The organism is Pseudomonas sp. S2_B07, assembly GCF_054668435.1.
This window is the reverse complement of the sequence record NZ_CP162769.1, coordinates 1421722-1441847: the sequence shown is the minus strand read 5'-3', so window position 1 is coordinate 1441847 and position 20126 is coordinate 1421722. Positions and strand designations below refer to the sequence as shown.

General features: G+C 59.9%; 15 protein-coding genes and 4 tRNA genes. 14 read left to right on the top strand and 5 right to left on the bottom strand.

Annotated features, from left to right (window positions below; translation table 11 throughout):
• Positions 1–137: 137 nt before the first annotated feature.
• A complete protein-coding gene (locus AB4N43_RS06710; protein WP_027921603.1) occupies positions 138–1334 on the bottom strand; it encodes an amino acid aminotransferase in 1197 nt (398 codons plus the stop codon).
• Between the two features lie 338 nt (positions 1335–1672).
• On the opposite strand from AB4N43_RS06710, the gene uvrB reads away from it, so the two are divergent.
• Positions 1673–3688, top strand: a complete 2016-nt coding sequence (gene uvrB, locus AB4N43_RS06705; RefSeq protein WP_027921602.1) for an excinuclease ABC subunit UvrB — start codon at positions 1673–1675, stop codon at positions 3686–3688.
• Positions 3689–3777: 89 nt separating this feature from the next.
• Here the strand turns inward: uvrB and AB4N43_RS06700 are convergent, their stop codons facing one another.
• Together AB4N43_RS06700 and AB4N43_RS06695 are read right to left on the bottom strand one after the other, a co-directional pair.
• Entirely contained in the window at positions 3778–5328 is a 1551-nt protein-coding gene (locus AB4N43_RS06700) for an MDR family MFS transporter (protein WP_027921601.1), read from the bottom strand.
• Positions 5318–6367, bottom strand: a complete 1050-nt coding sequence (locus AB4N43_RS06695; RefSeq protein WP_027921600.1) for an HlyD family secretion protein — start codon at positions 6365–6367, stop codon at positions 5318–5320. Before AB4N43_RS06695 ends, AB4N43_RS06700 begins: the two co-directional genes overlap by 11 nt.
• 219 nt (positions 6368–6586) lie before the next feature.
• On the opposite strand from AB4N43_RS06695, the gene gltX reads away from it, so the two are divergent.
• The 10 genes from gltX to AB4N43_RS06645 all read left to right on the top strand — a co-directional run bounded on the left by gltX (position 6587) and on the right by AB4N43_RS06645 (position 12648).
• Positions 6587–8068 carry a glutamate--tRNA ligase gene (gene gltX / locus AB4N43_RS06690; RefSeq protein WP_460153595.1) on the top strand — a complete coding sequence of 494 codons (1482 nt, stop codon included), beginning with the start codon at positions 6587–6589 and terminating at the stop codon, positions 8066–8068.
• Between the two features lie 291 nt (positions 8069–8359).
• Positions 8360–8435: transfer RNA gene (locus AB4N43_RS06685), tRNA-Ala, on the top strand.
• A 79-nt stretch (positions 8436–8514) separates the two neighbouring features.
• A tRNA-Glu gene (locus tag AB4N43_RS06680) sits at positions 8515–8590 on the top strand.
• A 53-nt stretch (positions 8591–8643) separates the two neighbouring features.
• Positions 8644–8719, top strand: a tRNA-Ala gene (locus AB4N43_RS06675).
• An 80-nt stretch (positions 8720–8799) separates the two neighbouring features.
• Positions 8800–8875: transfer RNA gene (locus tag AB4N43_RS06670), tRNA-Glu, on the top strand.
• Positions 8876–9059: 184 nt separating this feature from the next.
• Positions 9060–9599: a TetR/AcrR family transcriptional regulator gene (locus tag AB4N43_RS06665; RefSeq protein ID WP_027921598.1), complete on the top strand. Its 540-nt coding sequence runs from the start codon at positions 9060–9062 to the stop codon at positions 9597–9599.
• Between the two features lie 31 nt (positions 9600–9630).
• Positions 9631–10464: an alpha/beta fold hydrolase gene (locus tag AB4N43_RS06660; RefSeq protein ID WP_059181212.1), complete on the top strand. Its 834-nt coding sequence runs from the start codon at positions 9631–9633 to the stop codon at positions 10462–10464.
• 48 nt (positions 10465–10512) lie between these two features.
• Positions 10513–10968: an acyl-CoA thioesterase gene (locus tag AB4N43_RS06655; protein ID WP_027921596.1), complete on the top strand. Its 456-nt coding sequence runs from the start codon at positions 10513–10515 to the stop codon at positions 10966–10968.
• Between the two features lie 153 nt (positions 10969–11121).
• Complete coding sequence (locus AB4N43_RS06650) at positions 11122–12081, top strand: tRNA dihydrouridine synthase (protein WP_460153593.1); 960 nt, start codon at positions 11122–11124, stop codon at positions 12079–12081.
• 120 nt (positions 12082–12201) lie between these two features.
• On the top strand, positions 12202–12648 hold the full coding sequence (locus AB4N43_RS06645; protein WP_007943514.1) for an Hsp20 family protein: 447 nt from the start codon (positions 12202–12204) through the stop codon (positions 12646–12648).
• Positions 12649–12726: 78 nt separating this feature from the next.
• Here AB4N43_RS06645 and AB4N43_RS06640 read toward each other — a convergent pair whose 3' ends face one another.
• Together AB4N43_RS06640 and AB4N43_RS06635 are read right to left on the bottom strand one after the other, a co-directional pair.
• The gene (locus AB4N43_RS06640; protein WP_059181211.1) at positions 12727–16005 is read right to left on the bottom strand and encodes a sensor domain-containing protein; all 3279 of its coding nucleotides are present in this window, start codon (positions 16003–16005) and stop codon (positions 12727–12729) included.
• A 69-nt stretch (positions 16006–16074) separates the two neighbouring features.
• Positions 16075–16965: a LysR family transcriptional regulator gene (locus AB4N43_RS06635; protein ID WP_027921593.1), complete on the bottom strand. Its 891-nt coding sequence runs from the start codon at positions 16963–16965 to the stop codon at positions 16075–16077.
• A 142-nt stretch (positions 16966–17107) separates the two neighbouring features.
• Between AB4N43_RS06635 and leuC the strand changes: the two genes are divergently transcribed.
• The 3 genes from leuC (at position 17108) to AB4N43_RS06620 (ending at position 20096) form a co-directional block, all read left to right on the top strand.
• A complete protein-coding gene (gene leuC, locus AB4N43_RS06630) occupies positions 17108–18526 on the top strand; it encodes a 3-isopropylmalate dehydratase large subunit (protein ID WP_027921592.1) in 1419 nt (472 codons plus the stop codon).
• A gap of 11 nt (positions 18527–18537) precedes the next feature.
• Positions 18538–19182: a 3-isopropylmalate dehydratase small subunit gene (leuD, locus tag AB4N43_RS06625; protein WP_027921591.1), complete on the top strand. Its 645-nt coding sequence runs from the start codon at positions 18538–18540 to the stop codon at positions 19180–19182.
• A 146-nt stretch (positions 19183–19328) separates the two neighbouring features.
• Positions 19329–20096 (top strand): class I SAM-dependent methyltransferase, encoded by a 768-nt coding sequence (locus AB4N43_RS06620; RefSeq protein WP_027921590.1) that lies wholly within the window; start codon positions 19329–19331, stop codon positions 20094–20096.
• Positions 20097–20126 lie beyond the last annotated feature (30 nt).

Here is a 20126-nt window from a genome sequence, read left to right as displayed (position 1 = left end):
CTCGTCGCGGGCAAGCCCGGCTCCCACAGTGGGATGGTGTGCAGTCTAGAGGGCTTGGCCGTCGGGTTGAGAGTTATCTGCGACAAATAAAAAACGGGAAGCCCATCGGCTTCCCGTTTTTCATATCACCGAACGACTCAGATCACCGCAACGATGGCCTTGGTCACTGCGTCGATGTTGCTCTGGTTCAACGCCGCCACGCAGATGCGGCCGGTGTCCAGGGCGTAGATGCCGAACTCGGTGCGCAGGCGGGTGACTTGCTCAACCGTCAGGCCGGAGTAAGAGAACATGCCACGCTGACGGCCGACGAAGCTGAAGTCGCGCTGCGGGGCGTTTTTCGCCAGGGTGTCGACCATCTGAATGCGCATGCCGCGAATCCGCAGGCGCATTTCAGCCAGTTCTTCTTCCCACTGGGCGCGCAGGACCGGGCTGTTCAATACCGCGGCGACGATGCTTGCACCGTGGGTTGGCGGGTTGGAGTAGTTGGTGCGGATCACGCGTTTGACTTGCGACAGCACGCGCGCGCTTTCTTCTTTCGATTCGCTGACGATCGACAGGGCGCCAACGCGCTCGCCGTACAGCGAGAACGATTTGGAGAACGAGCTGGACACAAAGAAGGTCAGGCCCGATTCAGCGAACAGGCGCACAGCGGCGGCGTCTTCGTCGATGCCGTCGCCAAAGCCCTGGTAAGCCATGTCTAGGAACGGTACGTGGCCTTTGGCTTTAACCACTTCCAGCACGTTGTTCCAGTCCGCCGGGCTCAGGTCCACGCCGGTCGGGTTGTGGCAGCAGGCGTGCAGCACAACGATCGAGCCGGAGGGCAGGGCGTTCAAGTCTTCCAACAGGCCGACGCGGTTTACGTCGTGGGTCGCGGCGTCGTAATAGCGGTAGTTCTGCACCGGGAAACCAGCGGTTTCGAACAGGGCGCGGTGGTTTTCCCAGCTCGGGTCGCTGATCGCCACGACAGCGTTCGGCAGCAGTTGCTTGAGGAAGTCGGCGCCGATTTTCAGTGCACCGGTACCGCCCACAGCCTGGGTGGTGATGACGCGACCAGCGGCGATCAGTGGCGAGTCATTGCCGAACAGCAGTTTCTGCACGGCCTGGTCGTAGGCGGCAATACCGTCGATTGGCAAGTAGCCACGGGAAGCGTGTTGAGCGACGCGAATCGTCTCGGCTTCGACAACGGCGCGCAGGAGTGGAATTTTCCCCTCCTCGTTGCAGTAAACACCGACTCCCAGGTTGACCTTGTTGGTACGGGTATCGGCGTTGAATGCTTCGTTGAGGCCCAGGATTGGATCGCGTGGTGCCATTTCGACAGCGGAGAACAGGCTCATTTTTGCGGCGGCTCTGAATGGAGTGTGGAGGGACGTGTGGCGCTCCAGCCGAATGCACTAGAGCGGTGCACAAACGGGGAGCTAGTATAGAGGCCATCAGCGACCGATGGCGACAGACGTTTCGGCTTTTCCGCTAAGTTTTTCCGATTATTTTTCGACCGTTAGTCGATTGCCGTCGTCAAAGGATTCACGGGATGTAGGACGTTTGCCTTGAAAGAGCAGGCAATCGACTCCACATTGAGCACAATCCAGTTTTTTCCTCGGGCGACGTCGGTCGTTTGCGGTCTTTCTCGTTGCTGTCCGGTTTGACCGGTCAGGCGCGACCCCAGGGGTATTGAATGTCTGAATTCCAGCTAGTCACCCGCTTCGAGCCCGCCGGCGATCAGCCGGAAGCCATCCGCCTGATGGTCGAGGGTATCGAAGCCGGGCTGGCGCACCAGACGTTGCTCGGTGTGACCGGTTCCGGCAAGACCTTCAGCATCGCCAACGTGATCGCGCAAGTGCAGCGTCCGACCCTGGTGCTGGCGCCGAACAAGACCCTGGCCGCGCAGTTATACGGCGAGTTCAAGGCGTTCTTCCCGAACAACGCCGTCGAATACTTCGTTTCCTACTACGACTACTACCAGCCCGAAGCCTACGTACCGTCGTCCGACACCTTCATCGAGAAGGATGCCTCGATCAACGACCACATCGAGCAGATGCGCCTGTCCGCGACCAAGGCGTTGCTGGAGCGCAAAGACGCGATCATCGTCACCACCGTGTCGTGCATCTACGGTCTGGGCAGCCCGGAAACCTATTTGAAGATGGTGTTGCACGTGGATCGCGGCGACAAACTCGATCAGCGTGCCTTGCTGCGTCGCCTGGCGGACCTGCAATACACCCGCAACGACATGGATTTCGCCCGTGCAACCTTCCGGGTGCGTGGCGATGTGATCGATATCCACCCGGCGGAATCCGATTTCGAAGCGATCCGCATCGAACTGTTCGATGACGAAGTGGAAAGCCTGTCCGCCTTCGATCCGCTGACCGGCGAAGTGATTCGCAAACTGCCGCGCTTCACGTTTTATCCGAAAAGCCACTACGTGACGCCACGAGAAACCCTGCTGGGTGCCGTCGAAGGGATCAAGGTCGAGTTGCAGGAGCGTCTGGATTACCTGCGCACCAACAACAAGCTTGTCGAGGCTCAGCGTCTTGAGCAACGTACGCGCTTCGATCTGGAGATGATTCTCGAACTGGGTTATTGCAACGGTATCGAAAACTACTCGCGCTACCTGTCCGGCCGTGAATCGGGCCAGGCGCCACCCACGTTGTTCGACTACCTGCCGGCCGACGCCTTGCTGGTAATCGACGAATCCCACGTCAGCGTGCCGCAGGTCGGCGCCATGTATAAGGGCGACCGTTCGCGTAAAGAGACGCTGGTGGAATACGGTTTCCGTCTGCCGTCGGCGCTGGATAACCGGCCGATGCGTTTCGACGAATTCGAAAGCATCAGCCCGCAGACGATTTTTGTCTCGGCGACGCCCGGCAATTACGAGGCGGAACATGCGGGGCGTGTCGTTGAGCAACTGGTGCGTCCGACGGGGCTGGTCGATCCTCAGATCGAAATCCGTCCGGCGCTGACTCAGGTCGACGACTTGCTCTCGGAAATCGGCAAGCGCGTCGCGCTCGAAGAGCGGGTGCTGGTCACGACCCTGACCAAGCGCATGTCCGAAGACTTGACCGATTACCTGGCCGACCACGGCGTTCGCGTGCGTTACCTGCACTCGGACATCGACACCGTGGAGCGGGTCGAAATCATTCGCGATTTGCGCCTCGGTACGTTCGATGTGCTGGTGGGGATCAACCTGCTGCGTGAAGGCCTGGACATGCCGGAAGTGTCGCTGGTGGCGATTCTCGATGCGGACAAGGAAGGCTTCCTGCGCTCCGAGCGTTCGCTGATCCAGACCATCGGCCGGGCGGCGCGTAACCTCAACGGTCGGGCGATTTTGTATGCAGATCGCATCACCGGCTCCATGGAGCGGGCGATCGGCGAAACCGAGCGTCGTCGCGACAAACAGATCGCCTTCAACCTGGCCAACGGCATCACGCCAAAGGGCGTGTTCAAGGACGTCGCCGACATCATGGAAGGCGCCACTGTGCCGGGCTCGCGCAGCAAGAAGCGCAAAGGCATGGCCAAGGCTGCAGAAGAGAGCGCCAAGTACGAAGCGCAATTGCGCTCGCCGGGTGAGATCGCCAAGCGGATTAAAGCCCTGGAAGAGAAGATGTACGCGTTGGCGCGTGATCTGGAGTTTGAAGCGGCGGCGCAGATGCGCGATGAGATTGGCAAGTTGCGGGAGCGGTTGATCACTGTCTGATATTTGCAGCGCCTGTCATGCCGCCATCGCGATCAAGCTCGGTTCCTGCGGTAGGAGCCGAGCTTGCTCGCGATGCTTGCGCCTCGCTCTCAGTGTGCTTCCCCAGCCTTAATCCCCTCCGGCAATTTCTTGGTCAACAAGATCGCCAGCATGCTCACCCCCAACGCAATCCCGACAAAGTGAAACGCATCGTTGTAGGCCATGATTGACGCCTGCTGATGCGCAATCTCACTGATTTTCCCCAGCGCCGCCGTCTCATTGCCCAGTCGGTCTGCCATCGACGCCAGTCGCTCGGCCACCTGCGGATTGCTCGGCACGATGGCTTCACGCAAATAATCAAAGTAGGTCTTTGTTCGCGCATCCAGCAGGGTGGCGAGGAGGGCGATGCCAATCGCACCGCCGAGGTTGCGCAGGATGTTGAACAGGCTCGACGCCGAACCCGCGTCCTGCGGCAGGATGTATGCGGTGGCGATCAGCGAAATGGTGACCATGATCAATGGCTGACCGAGCGCGCGGATGATCTGGATCTGATTGAATTGCGGTCCGGCGAAGTCCGGGTTCAGTACCCCCGATGAAAAACTCGCCAGCCCGAACAGTCCAAATCCCAGCGTGCACAGCCATTTCGGCGAAATGTACTTCATCAATTTGGGCACCAGCGGAATCAGAAACAGCTGCGGCACGCCCATCCACATGATCACTTCGCCGATCTGCAGGGCGTTGTAGTTCTGGATCTGCGCCAGGTACAGCGGCAACAGGTAAATCGAGCCATACAACCCGACCCCCATCCCCAGGCTGGAAATACTCGACAGGCCAAAGTTGCGGTTGCGCAGGATGCCGAGGTTGATCAGCGGGTTGGGTTTGGAAAACTGCACAATCACAAAGGTGATCAGGCTGATCAGCGCAATGCTGCCCAGGGTCACGATCAGGTTCGACTCCAGCCAGTCCTTGCGATGGCCTTCCTCCAGAAATACCTGCAAACAACCGAGCCCGACGCCGAGGGTGAGAATGCCCATGTAATCGGTGCTTTTCAGCAATTCCCAGTGCGCTTCCTTCTTCTCCAGGCCGTACATCAGGCCCGCAATCATGATCAGGCCTGGGGGCACGTTGATGTAGAAGATGTATTCCCAACCCCAATTCTCGGTCAGCCAGCCGCCCAGCGTCGGGCCGATCGAGGGCGCGAAGGTGGCAGTCATGGCGAACATGGCCATGCCTTTGGCGCGGTGATGCTCCGGGAGTTTGATCAGCGTCAGGGTGAATGCCAGCGGGATCAGTGCGCCACCAGTGAAGCCCTGCATGGCGCGAAAGACGATCATGCTTTCCAGGCTCCACGCCATGGAGCACAGCAGCGAGGAGGCGAGGAAACCCAATGACACCCACACCGCCAGTCGCCGCGCCGACAGCAACTGCACCAGCCAGGCGGTCAGCGGAATCATGATGATTTCCGCTACCAGGTACGAGGTGGAAATCCACGAGCCTTCTTCCAGGGTGGCCGACAGGGCGCCCTGAATATCCTTGAGCGACGAGTTGGTGATCTGGATGTCGAGCACGGCCATGAAGGCGCCGAGCATCACGCTCATGACCGCGATCCAGTCCCGCCGGGTCGGTTCGCCGGCCGGGCGGATCAGTTGATCACCGGCCATCGTCAGGGGCGTCTTTGATGTTCACTTTGGCGGTGACTGACATGCCCGGGCGGATCTTGCCGCGCAGCGGATTGTCCGCGTCGAACGTCAGTTTTACCGGAATCCGTTGTACGACTTTGGTGAAGTTGCCCGTGGCATTGTCCGGTGGCAACAGGCTGAACTGCGCGCCCGACGCGGCGAACAGGCTGTCGACGCGGGCCTTGATCGGCGTGTCGCTGTAGGCGTCGAAGGTCAGCTCGGCGCTCTGGCCGGGCTGCATGTGGCCAATCTGGGTTTCCTTGAAGTTGGCCTGAATCCAGATGTCCTGGTCCGGGACGATCGACAGCAAATACGCGCCGGCCTGCACCACTTGGCCCTCGCGGGCGGCGCGCTGGCCAATCAGGCCGCTGATCGGCGCGTGGATTTCGCTGCGGGTCAGGTTCAGTTCGGCTTGCGCCAGGTCGGCCTTGGCGTTGGCGATCTGTGCGTCGAGGCGCTTGATCTCGGCATTCAGGGCGTTGACCTGCTGGCGCTGGCCTTGAGCGTCGGCCTGGGCCTTGGCCACTTGCGAGCGGGCGATGTGGTTGTCGGCGGACAGGGTGGTCACCCGTTCTTCCGAGATGTAGCCGGGTTTGCGCAAGGTCTGGGCGCGGGTCAAATCGATGAGCGAGCGGCCGAGGCTGGCCTGGCTGGATGCCACTTGCGCTTCGCTGGCGGCGATCAGGCTGGATTGCTGGGTCAGTTTGCTTTGCGCTTGCAGGCGTTCGGCCTGGCGGGTGGCGAGGGTCGCGTTGGCGCGGTCGACGGCGAGGTCGAAATCGGCGCCTTCGAGCTTGATCAGCAACTGGCCTTTCTCGACGTGCTCGTTGTCGTGCACCAGCACCTGGTCGATGCGCGCGCCCAACTGGCTCGAGACACGGGTGATCTCGCCCTGGACATAGGCGTTGTCGGTGCTTTCATAAAACCGTCCCTTGAAGAACCACTGGGCAAAGAAGCCCCCGGCAATCAGCAGGACAATCAACAGGAAAATAAACAGGCGACGCTTGAGTTGGGCAGGCATGGGGCAGACTGTAGTCGAGAAATTGTAAGGAAAGTTAACAGCTGGTGAATCTGTCATACAGCCGACAAGCGGTAAATGCCATCGGCTGATATTCGGCCATTCACCAGGGTATACGCGCGTTGTAGGCGCAAACTTGGCTTAAATGCCCTGCTCACTGGAGCCGGGCGGGTATCGCCTGTTACCATTCGCCCTTTGTTTTATCTTCATTCGAGACTTGCCATGACCACCGTCCGCACGCGCATCGCGCCATCGCCTACCGGGGACCCCCACGTAGGTACCGCTTACATCGCTTTGTTCAACTACTGCTTTGCCAAGCAGCATGGCGGTGAGTTCATCCTGCGGATCGAAGACACCGACCAATTGCGTTCGACCCGCGAGTCCGAACAGCAGATTTTCGACGCCCTGCGCTGGTTGGGCATCGACTGGAGCGAAGGCCCGGACGTCGGTGGCCCGCACGGTCCATACCGGCAGAGCGAGCGCGGCGATATTTATCAGAAGTATTGCCAGCAACTGGTTGAAATGGGCCATGCCTTCCCGTGCTTCTGCACCGCCGAAGAGCTGGACCAGATGCGCGCCGAGCAAATGGCTCGCGGCGAAACCCCGCGTTACGACGGCCGTGCGCTGTTGCTGTCCAAGGAAGAAGTCGCGCGCCGCCTGGCCGCTGGCGAACCTCACGTGATCCGCATGAAAGTGCCGAGCGAAGGCGTGTGCGTGGTGCCGGACATGCTGCGTGGCGATGTCGAGATCCCGTGGGATCGCATGGACATGCAAGTGCTGATGAAGACCGACGGCTTGCCGACGTACTTCCTGGCCAACGTGGTCGACGACCACCTGATGGGCATCACCCACGTCTTGCGCGGCGAAGAGTGGCTGCCGTCGGCGCCTAAACTGATCCTGCTTTACGAGTACTTCGGCTGGGAACAACCGGAGCTGTGCTACATGCCGCTGCTGCGTAACCCGGACAAGAGCAAGCTGTCCAAGCGCAAGAACCCGACCTCGGTGACGTTCTACGAGCGCATGGGCTTCATGCCGGAAGCGATGCTCAACTACCTGGGGCGCATGGGCTGGTCGATGCCGGACGAGCGCGAGAAATTCTCGTTGCAGGAAATGGTCGATCACTTCGACCTGAGCCGTGTGTCGCTGGGCGGGCCGATTTTCGACATCGAGAAACTGTCCTGGCTCAACGGCCAGTGGCTGCGTGACCTGTCGGTGGAAGAGTTCGCTGCGCGCCTGCAGACCTGGGCGCTGAACCCTGAGTACATGATGAAGATCGCGCCGCACGTTCAGGGCCGGGTTGAAACTTTCAGCCAGGTGGCTCCGCTGGCCGGGTTCTTCTTTGCCGGTGGCGTGAATCCGGATGCCAAGCTGTTCGAATCCAAGAAGCTTTCGGGCGATCAGGTGCGTCAGTTGATGCAGTTGATCCTGTGGAAGCTGGAAAGCCTGCGTCAGTGGGAGAAGGACAGCATCACTGCGACGATTCAGGCGGTGGTTGAATCGCTGGAGCTGAAGCTGCGTGACGCCATGCCGTTGATGTTTGCTGCGATCACTGGCCAAGCCAGCTCGGTGTCGGTGCTGGATGCGATGGAAATCCTCGGTCCGGACCTGACTCGTTTCCGTCTGCGTCAGGCGATTGACCTGCTGGGCGGCGTGTCGAAGAAAGAAAACAAGGAATGGGAAAAACTCTTGGGCAACATCGCCTGACAGACTCACTCTTTGGCGTTCACGCGTAATTGATGACGTTCACCTGTAGCAGCTGCCGAAGGCTGCGTCGGGCTGCGGAGCGGCCCTTGAGGGCCGCCACCCAATGGGATGACGAGCGCTGCGCACTCGAACACAGTCTGCGGCAGCTACTACAGGAGCGGATACACCCCCGGATTTAGGGGGGAGGGCGGTAAGTGATTGTTATGTCGGCAAAAAACTTTGAAATATTTTAAAAATAAGTTTGACAGCTTTTCGATCCGCCATTAAGATTCGCCCCGTCCTCAGCGATGAGGGGCTATAGCTCAGCTGGGAGAGCGCTTGCATGGCATGCAAGAGGTCGACGGTTCGATCCCGTCTAGCTCCACCAATTTACACTTCAAGGTCTGGCCACACCGGCCTTGAAGCGATCAACACTCAGCGTTGATCTGTTGTATAGAAGGGTTTGCGTCCCCTTCGTCTAGTGGCCTAGGACACCGCCCTTTCACGGCGGTAACAGGGGTTCGAGTCCCCTAGGGGACGCCAGTTTTACAGAAGCGATGTTGCAAGATGTCGCTCCGCCGCGAGGCGAAAAATCCGGGGCTATAGCTCAGCTGGGAGAGCGCTTGCATGGCATGCAAGAGGTCAACGGTTCGATCCCGTTTAGCTCCACCAATTTTACAGTTCAAGGTCTGGCCACGCAGGCCTTGAATCGATCAGCTCTCAGCACTGATCAGTTGTATAGAAGGTTTTGCGTCCCCTTCGTCTAGTGGCCTAGGACACCGCCCTTTCACGGCGGTAACAGGGGTTCGAGTCCCCTAGGGGACGCCACGATTACCCGCTCTGCGGGATTTTATAAGGGTCATTCAATTATTGAATGGCCCTTTTGTTTGTCTGGCGTTTGGCCAAATCCCCCAATTTCTTTCAAACTGTTCTTCAGACCAGCGGTCACATCCACGACTTGCGAAAAATTATTATGAGAATAATATTCTAGTCGTAATATTCGGAGGCAACGATGAACGATAAAAAAGCTCAAACCCGCGAACGCATCCTCAAGGCTGCCAGCGCAGCGCTGATTCAGCGCGGCCCGGCAGAACCGAGCGTTGGCGAAGTGATGGGCGCAGCCGGCCTGACCGTCGGCGGCTTTTATGCGCACTTCGAAAGCAAGGACGCAATGATGCTCGAAGCGTTCCAGCAGTTGCTCGGTCACCGTCGAGGCATGATCGCCGACATGGATGCCGAGTTGACTGGCGAAGAGCGTCGCGCCTTGGTGGCGGCGTTTTACCTGTCGCGTAAACACCGTGACTCTTCTGAGTCGGCGTGCCCGATTCCGGCTTCGGTCGGCGAATTGGGGCGGCTGCCGGACGCGTTTCGTGTCGCACTGAATGAGCATGTGGAAATGATGGTCGCGCAGTTGGCGGCCAGCCCGGAAGACACCGACAAAGCCCTCGCTGACATGGCGTTGATGGTGGGTGGTTTGGCGCTGGCCCGCGCGCTGGGGCCAGGAGAGTTGTCCGATCGATTGCTGCGCGCCGCCAAGTCGGCGGTGCTGTGACCTGAAGGCATTGGCCTGAGGAGTGAGAGCGATGAGCACGTTGAAGTGGGTTCGTGGCGTTAATGGCACCTTGGGCTGGTTCGCACCACAACTGGTCGCGAGCAGAATGCGACTGGCATTCATGAGCCCGCGAGCACTGCCTCCGCGTGACTGGGAACTGCCGCTGCTGGCGAAGTCCGAACGTATCACGCTGCGCTTTGGGCTCTCGGCGCTGCGCTGGGGCCAAGGCCCTGCCGTGTTGTTGATGCACGGGTGGGAAGGGCGGCCGACGCAGTTCGCCAGCATTATCACTGCGCTCGTCGATGCCGGTTACAGCGTGGTTGCCCTCGACGGTCCGGCCCATGGTCGTTCACCGGGCGAAGAAGCGAACGTCGTGCTGTTTGCCCGGGCCATGCTCGAAGCTGCCGCCGAGTTGCCGCCGCTGCAGGCGGTCATTGGTCATTCGATGGGCGGCGCCAGTGCCATGCTCGCCGTGCAACTGGGTTTGCGTACCGAAACCCTGGTCACCATCGCCGCTCCGGCGCGAATTCTCGGCGTGCTGCGCGGCTTTGCCAAGTACGTGCGACTGCCGCCGAAGGCGCGTTCGGCCTTCATCCGTCAGGTCGAGAAAGACGTCGGCATGCGCGCAGCGGCGCTGGACGTAGCGCACTATCAGCTCGACATGCCAGGCCTGATCGTCCATGCCGAAGATGACCGCTTTGTGTCGGCCAAGGAATCGCAACTGATCCACGAGGCCTGGTTTGACAGTCGCTTGCTGCGTCTCGAAGAAGGCGGTCATCAGCGGGTACTGGCCGATCCCCGGGTCATTGATGGCGTGTTATCACTCCTGGCCGGTCGCAGCCTGCATTCGCGCCAATCGGCGTAAGCATCCGTTACACTGCCCCGGTCGACATTATCTGACCGGGAGTGGGGCATGAGCTGGGATCGGGCAACGCCATTTATCATTGATCTGCAAGTGGGCGCCGAGGACATCGACGGGCTGGGTCACGCCAATAATGCGGTGTACGTGACATGGCTCGAGCGTTGCGCCTGGCGCCACTCGCAGCGTCTGGGCCTTGATCTGGTCGAATATCGGCGACTGGACCGGGCGATGGCGGTGGTGCGGCACGAGATCGATTATCTGGCTGCCGCCTACGAAGATGATGAATTGCAGTTGGCGACCTGGATCGTCGATTGGGATCAGCGCCTGAAAATGACCCGACATTTCCAGTTGAAGCGCCCGCGCGACAACACCACGTTGCTGCGCGCGCAAACCACGTTCGTCTGCATCGAACTGTCGACCGGCAAGCCAAAACGCATGCCGACCGAGTTCATTGAAGGCTACGGCCCGGCGTTATTGTCGCAAGAATTAAATACCACCCAAATCTAATGTAGGAGTGAGTCTGCTCGCGATTCAGGCGGCGCGGTTTACCCGGTACGCCGCGTCATCGTTCATCGCGAGCAGGCTCACTCCTACAAGGAATCTGCGATTCCCCGCGCAATCCAGTAAACTGCCGCACGTTTTTCGTCGAGTGTGTTTTTCATGCAAATTGCTTTGGCGCCCATGGAGGGGTTGGTCGACAACATCCTGCGGGACGTGCTGACCCGTGTGGGCGGTATCGATTGGTGCGTGACCGAGTTCATCCGGATCAACGATCAGTTGCTCACGCCTGCCTACTACCACAAGTTCGGTCCCGAGCTGCTGACCGGTGCCCGCACCGCGTCCGGCGTGCCTCTGCGTGTGCAATTGCTCGGTTCTGATCCCGTGTGCCTGGCGGAAAACGCCGCGCTGGCCTGCGAGTTGGGATCTGAAGTCATCGACCTGAACTTCGGTTGCCCGGCCAAGACCGTCAACAAGTCTCGCGGTGGCGCGGTATTGCTCAAAGAGCCTGAACTGCTCAACGAAATCGTCGAGCACGTGCGTCGAGCGGTGCCTGCGCACATCCCGGTGACCGCCAAGATGCGCCTCGGTTTCGACAGTCCGGACGGTTCGCTGGTGTGCGCCACAGCCTTGGCTGAAGGCGGCGCAGCACACATCGTGGTGCATGCGCGGACCAAAACCGATGGTTACAAACCGCCAGCGCATTGGGAGTGGATTCCTCGTGTGCAAGAGGTGGTCAAGGTGCCGGTGTTTGCCAATGGCGACATCTGGAGTGTCGAAGACTGGCGTCGTTGCCGCGAGATCAGCGGCGTGGAAGACATCATGCTCGGCCGTGGTCTGGTCTCGCGCCCGGACCTGGCCCGGCAAATCGCGGCAGCGCGTGCCGGTGAAGAAGTGGTCGAGATGACCTGGGTCGAGCTGTTGCCGCTGCTCCAGGACTTCTGGCTGCAAGCCAAGGCGCAGATGACACCCCGCCAATCTCCCGGCCGCCTCAAGCAATGGTTGGCGATGCTGACCCGCAATTATCCGGAAGCAGTGGAGCTGTTTACTGTGTTGCGGCGTGAAACCGAGCTGGATCAGGTTTCCCGTTTGCTGGGTCTGACAGTCGCCGAAGCGGCGTAAAAAAATCTGAAAAAAGTCTCTTGAAATGCAATCAACGGTCCCTATCTAAGGGTTACGCGATGCCGAATTCGGGTCGCGGAGATAAAAAACCTTGCTGATTGTTTTCAGGAGATTTGAATCATGACTACTGCATTTTCCCTGGCCCCACTGTTCCGTTCCTCGGTAGGCTTCGACCGTTTCAACGACCTGTTCGAAACCGCCCTGCGCAACGAGCCAGGCAGCACCTACCCACCTTACAACGTGGAAAAACACGGCGATGATCAATACCGCATCGTCGTCGCCGCAGCCGGTTTCCAGGAGGAAGACCTGGACCTGCAAGTGGAGAAAGGTGTGCTGACCATCAGTGGCGGCAAACGCGAAGCGAACGAAAGCGTGACCTTCCTGCACCAAGGCATCGCCCAACGTGCGTTCAAGCTGTCGTTCCGCCTGGCGGACCACATCGAGATCAAGGCCGCTGACCTGCGTAACGGTCTGTTGAGCATCGACCTGGTGCGCATCGTTCCAGAAGAGGCGAAAGCCAAGCGTATCCCGATTAACGGGACGCAAAAACCGGCTCTGCAGCACTAAGCCAGAGCAACGAAAAGGGCGCCCTCGCGGCGCCCTTTTTTGTGCCCAAACATCACACATACCCCGTAGCAGGCCGGGTTATTTCAGGAGTTTTTGAAATGCTTCCACCGGCAACGGCCGGCTGTGTAAATACCCCTGATAGAAATGGCAGCCCAAGCCCTGCAAAAACTCCAGTTGCTCCGCCGTCTCCACCCCTTCGGCAATCACTTTCAACTCCAGACTCCGCGCCATGGCGACAATCGCGCGGATGATCTCCGCGTCGTTCGGATCAGTCGTGGCGTCACGGATAAACGACTGATCGATCTTCAATGTGTCGACCGGCAAACGCTTGAGGTAGGTCAGCGAGGAGTAGCCGGTGCCGAAGTCGTCCATCGCGAAACTCACGCCGAGTTTTTTCAGGCGGCGCATTTTACTGATGGTGTCTTCCAGGTTCTGGATGACGATGCCTTCGGTGATTTCCAGTTTCAGCAGCGAGCAGGGCAGGCCGTGGCTGCTGAGGCTGTGTTCGATGCGTTCGACGAAGTCGGTTTGGCGAAATTGCCTCGGACTGATGTTCACGCACAGGCTGAAGCTCAACGGGTTGACCAGGCCTTTGGCGACCAGTTGTTTGAAGGCCCCGCAAGCCTCGTCAAGAATCCAGGTGCCAACTTCGAGAATCAGCCCGCTGTCTTCCAGCACCTTGATGAACTCCGCCGGTGATTGCGGCCCGAGTTCGGGGTGGTCCCAGCGCACCAGCGCTTCGGCGCCGACAATGCGGTTGCCCCGGGCGTCGATTTGCGGTTGGTAATGCACATGGAATTCGCCGCGAGAAAGCGCCAGGCGCAGGTCGGTTTCCATGCGCAGGCGTTCGCTGGCGGCCTTTTGCATGGTGTTGTGATACATCTGCGTGGTGTTGCGGCCCGAGTCCTTGGCGCGGTACAGCGCGATGTCAGCGCGTTTGAGCAGGTCAGTCGGGGTCGAACCGTGGTCGGGAATCAGCGCGATGCCGATGCTCGGCGTCACTTGCAGGCGCTGGCCATCGAGGAACATCGGTTCCGACAACAGTTCTCGCAAGGTGTCGGCCAGCTCCCGGACCTGGGCGCTGACTTCGTTGCGCGAACCTTCCAGGCCGCTGAGCAACACCACAAATTCGTCACCGCCCAGCCGCGCCACGGTGTCTTCCATGCGCACGCTGGCTTCCAGTCGCGCGGTGATGATTTTCAGCACGGTATCGCCGACCGGGTGGCCGAGGGAGTCGTTGATGTGCTTGAAGTGATCGAGGTCGAGGAACAACAGCGCACCGCGCAGGCTGTGGCGCTTGAGCAGGGCGATCTGCTGGCTCAGGCGATCCATCAGCAGCGCGCGGTTGGGCAGGTTGGTCAGGGGGTCGTGGTAGGCCAAATGACGGATTTGCGCTTCGGCGTTTTTCAGCAGGCTGACATCGCGGGCGGTCAGCAACAGGCAGGCGGTTTCGTTGAGGGTGATCGGCTCGACCGAGACTTCGACGGTCAGCAATTCCCCACGTTTATTGCGCCCGAGCATTTCCTGGTGGTGCACGCGGCCCTTGAGCTGTAGCTCGGCGAGCAACGCTGAGCGTTGTTTCTCTTCGGCCCAGATGCCCACTTGATACACCGTGCGCCCGATCACTTCCTGGGCACGATAGCCAGTCAGGCGGCAGAAGCCGTCGTTGACCTCCAGATATCGCCCGGTATCGCGCTCGGTAATGGTGATGGCGTCGGGGCTGGAGTGGAACGCCTTGGCGAACTTTTCTTCACTGGCCTTGAGCGCCGCTTCGGAGCGTTGTTGCTGGGTGATGTCGCGCAAGGTGGTGACGATGCAGGGTTGGTTATCGACGTTGATCTTGCGGCTGGAAATCACGCAGGTCAGCGATTGCCCGTCCTTGTGCTGGGCGATGATGGCGACATTGTTCAGTCCTTGTTCGCGGATGACCTGTTCGATCCGTTGCAGGCTTTTCGCCGAGGCGTCCCACAGGCCGATTTCGTCGGCGCTGCGGCCAATCACTTCGGCGGCGCTCCAGCCGAAGGTCTGGGTGAAGCTGGAGTTGATCTCGATGAACTGGCCGGTGTCCTGGCGCGTCACGCAAATCGGGTCCGGGCTGACCTGGAACAGCGTGGCGAATTTTTCTTCGGAGGCCACCAGCCGCTGCTCGCGCTCCACCTGATCGGTGATGTCCAGGAGGGTACCGGCCATGCGCAACGGGAAACCGTTTTCATCGCGGTAGAGGCGGGCGCGGCTTTCCAGGTAGCGCGAGCTGCCGTCTGGCAGTTGCACGCGGTAAGTCAGCTGATAATTGCCGGCCGGGCCTTCGCGCAGGCTGCGGTAGGCGTCGCGCATGGTGTCGCGTTCTTCGCCGGGCACGCCTTCGAAAAATTCCTCGAAGGATTCATGGAAGGGCTTGGCTTCCAGTCCGTGCAACTGGGCGGCTCGAGCCGAGCCGTAGAGCATGCCGCTGGGGATGTGCCAGTCCCAGGTGCCGAGTTGCGCCGAGTCGAGGGCGAGGTCGAGACGTTCCTGGCTATCCTTGAGGGCTTGTTCAGCGATTTTTCGCTCGGTGGTGTCGAGGAAGGTGCTCAGCAGATACGGCTGGCCCTCGAGTTCGACTTTTTGTGCGCTGAGGATGCCATCGAGGACCTGTCCATTGCTGGCGCGAAACTGCACCTCCATGCTGATCAACTCGCCTTTGGCCTTGGTGGCCGTGACCAGTTTGGCGCGTTGCTCCGGGTGCACCCACAGGCCCAGTTCCAGCGTGGTGCGGCCTATCGCGTTTTGCACCGGCCAGCCGAACAGGCTTTCGAAATACTGGTTGGCTTCGGTGATCAGGCCGTCTTCCTGGCGGGTCAGCAACACCATGTTCGGGCACAGGTGAAACAGCGTGGCGAAGCGTTTTTCCGAACTGCTCAGGGCTTGTTCGCGCTGGCGCTGGTGGGTGATCTCGCGGATCACCCCGATCATGCGTGGTCGTCCGTGTTTATCCGGCAGCAGGCTGCCGCTGATTTCCAGCCAGTGCAGGCTGCCGTCGGGCCAGCGGATGCGGTGATGCATCGCTTGCTCAAGCGGCGCGCCGGCAATCACCGCATGGAATGCGCGAACGGTTTTCGCCCGGTCTTCGGGCGGCAGCAAATCGAGGTATTCCAGGTCCTCGGGCAATGGCACGTGCGGATCGAAACCAAACAGCGCCTGAGTCCCCCGCGACCAGCTGATCTGCCCACGTTCGATGTCCCAATACCAGGCCCCCAGCCGAGCGCCGTTGAGGGCGGCGAGCAATTGTGGCGCGCTTTCCCAGCTCAGTTCGGACCTTTTTGGGTCAAGCGCCTGGATGCGCGGCATCGGCGGAACACGGTCAACAGATTTCGGCATTGGCAGCAGGCCTTGGGCGGATATGGGCGTTAGGCACAGGAATTCGCAGCACTATAGGCGTAGCACACGTTAGCCTTGAGTCCCTGGCAAATCGAGTTGTGCATCCAGCAAAGCCATAAAAGCCCTTGCCGCATTCGATAGCGTCCTTTCGGTGTGCAAGATATAGCCTAGCTGGCGAGTCAGTTGTATGCCCGGCAAAGGTATTCGCGCAACCTGATCATCGAGCATCGTACGCGGCAACACGCTCCAGGCCAGGCCGATCGAGACCATCATCTTGATCGTTTCCAGATAATTCGTGCTCATGGCGATGTTCGGGGTCAGGCCCTGCGCCTCAAATAACCGCTGCACGATGTGATGAGTAAAGGTGTTGCCGCCGGGGAAGACGGCGGGGTGCAGGGCAATGTCGGCCAGGGTGACCGGGCCGTTGCTGATAAGCGAATGCTCCGGGGCGACCACGAAATCCAGCGGGTCGTCCCACACCGGTGTTGCCTTGACCAATGAATGGGGCTCCGGCGCCAAGGTAATCACCGCCAGTTCCGCGCGGCCATGGAGGATTTCTTCGTAGGCCACTTCCGAATCGAGGAACTGAATATCCAGCGCCACTTGTGGGTAACGTCGGGTGAACTCCCTTAATAAGGGCGGCAAACGGTGCAGGCCGATGTGGTGACTGGTCGCCAGGGTCAGGCGGCCGGTCACTTCGCCGGTCAGATTGGTCAGGGCGCGCCGGGTGTCGTCCAGCACATTCAAAATCTGATAGGCCCGAGGCAGCAGGGCGCGACCGGCCTCGGTCAGGCCGACTTCACGGCCGAGGCGATCAAACAGGCGCACCTTCAATTGCTGCTCCAGCCCGGCGATGCGTTTGCTGATGGCGGGTTGTGTCAGGTGCAGCCGCTCGCCGGCGCCGGAGAAGCTGCCGGTCTCGGCAATGGCGATAAAAGCATTGAGGTTGGCCAGATCCATTGCGGTATTCCAGTTGGTTATCCAAAGCATAAAAAATATGAATTTGAGTTATTTAATCTAACCCCCTAGGATCGACCTCACAAGCCAAAGGGTTATACAAACGGCCCGGGGCATAGAAACAAGCTGATGAGGAAACCGTCTGATGGCCGGCAAAACGCTCTACGACAAGCTCTGGGATTCGCATTTGGTCAAACAGCGCGACGATGGCTCTGCGCTGATTTATATCGATCGTCACATCATCCACGAAGTGACCTCGCCGCAAGCCTTTGAAGGCCTGCGTCTGGCCGGGCGCAAGCCTTGGCGCATCGATGCCAACATCGCGACCCCGGACCACAACGTACCGACAACCCCGGAGCGCAAGGGCGGCATCGAAGCGATTGTCGACCAGGTCTCGCGTTTGCAGGTTCAGACCCTCGACGACAACTGCGATGAATACGGCATCGTCGAATTCAAGATGAACGACATTCGCCAAGGCATCGTTCACGTCATCGGCCCGGAGCAGGGCGCGACCTTGCCGGGCATGACCGTGGTTTGCGGCGACTCCCACACCTCGACCCACGGTGCGTTCGGTGCCCTGGCTCACGGTATCGGCACTTCCGAGGTCGAGCACGTGCTCGCCACTCAGTGCCTGGTCGCCAAGAAAATGAAGAACATGCTGGTGTCGGTCGAAGGCAAATTGCCGTTCGGCGTGACCGCCAAGGACATCGTCCTCGCCGTGATCGGCAAGATCGGCACCGCCGGCGGTAACGGCCACGCCATCGAGTTCGCCGGTAGCGCAATTCGCGACTTGTCCGTTGAAGGCCGCATGACCATTTGCAACATGTCCATCGAGGCCGGCGCACGCGTAGGTCTGGTGGCGGCTGACGAAAAAACCGTGGCTTACGTGAAGGGCCGTCCATTCGCCCCGAAAGGCGCAGAATGGGACTTGGCTGTCGAAGCGTGGAAAGACCTGGTGTCTGACGCGGATGCGAAGTTCGACACCATCGTTGAACTCGACGCGACCCAGATCAAGCCGCAAGTCAGCTGGGGCACCTCGCCTGAGATGGTCCTGGCCGTGGATCAGAACGTGCCGGACCCGGCGAAGGAAATGGACCTGGTCAAACGCGATTCGATCGTGCGCGCCTTGAAGTACATGGGTTTGACCGCCAATCAGGCGATCACCGACATTCAACTGGACCGCGTGTTCATCGGCTCCTGCACGAACTCGCGGATCGAAGACTTGCGCGCCGCAGCCGTCATCGCCAAGGGCCGCAAAGTGGCGTCGACCATCAAGCAAGCCATCGTCGTGCCGGGCTCGGGTCTGGTGAAGGCGCAGGCCGAAGCCGAAGGTCTGGACAAGATTTTCCTCGAAGCCGGTTTTGAATGGCGCGAGCCGGGTTGCTCGATGTGCCTGGCGATGAACCCGGACCGTTTGGAGTCGGGCGAGCATTGCGCGTCGACCTCCAACCGCAACTTCGAAGGCCGTCAGGGCGCCGGTGGTCGTACTCACCTCGTCAGCCCGGCAATGGCCGCCGCCGCTGCTGTAAATGGTCGTTTCGTCGACGTCCGTGAATTGATCTAAAGGAGCGCAGCATGAAAGCTTTTACCCAGCACACTGGTCTTGTCGCGCCTTTGGATCGTGCCAACGTCGACACCGATCAGATCATCCCGAAGCAGTTCTTGAAGTCGATCAAGCGCACTGGTTTCGGTCCGAACCTGTTCGATGAATGGCGTTACCTGGATGTCGGGCAACCGTATCAGGACAACTCCAAGCGTCCGCTGAACAAGGACTTCGTCCTCAACGCCGAACGTTATCAAGGCGCCAGCGTATTGCTGGCCCGTGAGAACTTCGGTTGCGGCTCCAGTCGTGAACACGCGCCGTGGGCGCTGGAAGAATACGGTTTCCGCAGCATCATCGCGCCGAGCTACGCCGACATCTTCTTCAACAACAGTTTCAAGAACGGCTTGCTGCCGATCATCTTGAGCGACGCTGAGGTTGATGAACTGTTCCAGCAGGTTGAAGCGAATCCAGGCTATCAATTGCAGGTCGACCTGCAAGCCCAGACGGTGACCCGTCCGGATGGCAAGGTGCATAACTTTGAGATCGATGCGTTCCGCAAGCATTGCCTGTTGAACGGTCTGGACGATATCGGCCTGACGTTGCAGGACCATGAAGCAATTGCAACGTTTGAAGCCAAGCACCGGGCGAGCCAGCCCTGGTTGTTTCGCGACGCGTGATTAGGCTGAGATTTATGTAGATAGGGCTGGTCTCATCGCGGGCAAGCCCGCTCCCACAGGGGCTTGCGGTGTACACAAAACCTGTGGGAGCCGGGCTTGCCCGCGATGAGGCCGGAACTGGCACCACAAAATCAAAGGAAGTGACCATGACCAGCACCGCCCAGCACACCCAGGTCGTCCAAAAGCAATTCGGTGAGCAGGCTTCGGCCTACCTGAGCAGCGCCGTTCACGCTCAAGGTACCGAATTCGCGCTGCTACAAGCCGAACTGGCCGGGCAGGGCGATGCTCGGGTACTGGACCTGGGTTGCGGCGCCGGTCACGTGAGTTTTCACGTGGCTTCGCTGGTCAAGGAAGTGGTGGCCTACGACCTGTCGCAGCAAATGCTCGACGTGGTCGCCGGTGCTGCCGTTGATCGTGGCTTGAGCAACGTATCGACGGTCCTCGGTGCCGCCGAGCGCCTGCCGTTCGCCGATGGCGAGTTCGACTTCGTCTTCAGTCGTTATTCGGCGCACCATTGGAGTGATCTCGGTCTGGCGCTGCGCGAAGTCCGGCGGGTGCTGAAGCCGGGTGGGGTGGCGGCGTTCATCGACGTGTTGTCACCGGGCAGTCCGTTGTTCGACACTTACCTGCAAAGCGTCGAAGTGCTGCGCGACACCAGCCATGTGCGCGATTATTCCGCCGGCGAGTGGTTGCGTCAGGTCAGCGAAGCGGGGTTGCATACCCGTAGCACCACGCGCCAACGGCTGCGTCTGGAGTACACCTCCTGGGTCGAGCGCATGCGCACACCTGAAGTGATGCGCGCGGCAATCCGCGAGCTGCAGCAGTCGATGGGCAACGAAGTGCGCGAATATTTTGAGATTGAGGCTGATGGCTCGTTCAGTACCGATGTATTGGTTCTGATGGCCGAGCGATAGAATTTTTCCGGGTGTGCCCAAGGGGCGCAC

Coding starts and splice junctions, on each gene's coding strand:
- AB4N43_RS06710 (WP_027921603.1), bottom strand. CDS start 1,334: ATGAGCCTGTTCTCCGCTGTCGAAATGGCACCACGCGATCCAATCCTG.
- uvrB (WP_027921602.1), top strand. CDS start 1,673: ATGTCTGAATTCCAGCTAGTCACCCGCTTCGAGCCCGCCGGCGATCAG.
- AB4N43_RS06700 (WP_027921601.1), bottom strand. CDS start 5,328: ATGGCCGGTGATCAACTGATCCGCCCGGCCGGCGAACCGACCCGGCGG.
- AB4N43_RS06695 (WP_027921600.1), bottom strand. CDS start 6,367: ATGCCTGCCCAACTCAAGCGTCGCCTGTTTATTTTCCTGTTGATTGTC.
- gltX (WP_460153595.1), top strand. CDS start 6,587: ATGACCACCGTCCGCACGCGCATCGCGCCATCGCCTACCGGGGACCCC.
- AB4N43_RS06665 (WP_027921598.1), top strand. CDS start 9,060: ATGAACGATAAAAAAGCTCAAACCCGCGAACGCATCCTCAAGGCTGCC.
- AB4N43_RS06660 (WP_059181212.1), top strand. CDS start 9,631: ATGAGCACGTTGAAGTGGGTTCGTGGCGTTAATGGCACCTTGGGCTGG.
- AB4N43_RS06655 (WP_027921596.1), top strand. CDS start 10,513: ATGAGCTGGGATCGGGCAACGCCATTTATCATTGATCTGCAAGTGGGC.
- AB4N43_RS06650 (WP_460153593.1), top strand. CDS start 11,122: ATGCAAATTGCTTTGGCGCCCATGGAGGGGTTGGTCGACAACATCCTG.
- AB4N43_RS06645 (WP_007943514.1), top strand. CDS start 12,202: ATGACTACTGCATTTTCCCTGGCCCCACTGTTCCGTTCCTCGGTAGGC.
- AB4N43_RS06640 (WP_059181211.1), bottom strand. CDS start 16,005: ATGCCGAAATCTGTTGACCGTGTTCCGCCGATGCCGCGCATCCAGGCG.
- AB4N43_RS06635 (WP_027921593.1), bottom strand. CDS start 16,965: ATGGATCTGGCCAACCTCAATGCTTTTATCGCCATTGCCGAGACCGGC.
- leuC (WP_027921592.1), top strand. CDS start 17,108: ATGGCCGGCAAAACGCTCTACGACAAGCTCTGGGATTCGCATTTGGTC.
- leuD (WP_027921591.1), top strand. CDS start 18,538: ATGAAAGCTTTTACCCAGCACACTGGTCTTGTCGCGCCTTTGGATCGT.
- AB4N43_RS06620 (WP_027921590.1), top strand. CDS start 19,329: ATGACCAGCACCGCCCAGCACACCCAGGTCGTCCAAAAGCAATTCGGT.